Source organism: Bathymodiolus azoricus thioautotrophic gill symbiont (assembly GCF_001298715.1).
Taxonomy (GTDB): Bacteria; Pseudomonadota; Gammaproteobacteria; order PS1; family Pseudothioglobaceae; genus Thiodubiliella.
The window spans coordinates 1-1,030 of the sequence record NZ_CDSC02000134.1; the positions used below are offsets into that span (position 1 = coordinate 1).

Consider the following 1,030-nt stretch of genomic DNA (forward strand, 5'->3'; position numbering starts at 1 on the left):
GATTTAGCAGTTCGCTCTAAAGTATGGAATGATAAAAAACTAAGCGCCCATCATGCCATTATCCCTACGGATAATATGCAAGTGAATGTCTCAGAGATGACCACAGATGAAAGCAAACTTTATGATTTGATTTGTAGGAGTTACATCGCTCAGTTTTACCCAGACTATGAATACGATAAAACCAGCATTGAAATCAATACTGCTGGAGAAATATTTAGTGCAAACATTCATGTAGATATTAATTTAGGATGGAAAGTTGTTACAAACGCTCAGGCAGAATTAAAACAAGACACTGTGCCAAGATTAACGCAAGGACAAGAATTAACTCTTGACACAGTGGATATTAAGACCAAGCAAACAAAGCCACCCGCAAGATACAACGAAGGTACATTGGTTAAAGCGATGAAAAATGCACACCAGTTCGTAACCGATGCCAATCTTAAAAAAATATTGAGAGGCGATGAAGGCATAGGCACTTCTGCAACTAGAGCAAACATCATTGAATTGTTAAAAAAACGCAATTTTTTAACGGTTAATAAAAAACAAATAATATCAACCGATACAGGCAGGGCGTTGATATCTGCTGTACCAACAGAGCTTAAAGATCCTGGTATGACAGCAATAATGGAAGGTGCTTTGTCAAAGATTGCTGCAGGTGAATTGACACTTGATGCCTTTATGAATTGGCAAGTGGATTGGTTGAGTAAATTAATTGAAACCATTGAGTCTCAAGAGATAAGTATTGAGGCAAATATTCAAACAGTTGAATGCCCAGCGTGTGGCAAAGATATGTTTTTACGACAAGGCAAGAAAGGACAGTTTTGGGGGTGTAGTGGATATCCAGATTGTAAGACAGTAGCCCAAAATAACAATGGAAAAGCTGTGTTTGAAAAAGATATGCCAGATTGCCCCAAGTGTGGCAAAAAACTAAGAAGAATTAAGGGAAAAAAAGGATTTTTCTGGTCGTGCAAAGGTTACTTTGATGAACCAAAATGTGAATTTATGACCCAAGATAAGGCTGGGAAGCCTG

1 protein-coding gene is annotated in these 1,030 nt (G+C 37.9%); it reads left to right on the forward strand.

Features of this window, described 5'->3' with window-relative positions; all coding sequences use genetic code 11:
- Positions 1-1,030: DNA topoisomerase (locus BAZSYMA_RS02595; protein ID WP_195910060.1), on the forward strand; the 1,030-nt coding region annotated here is incomplete at both ends.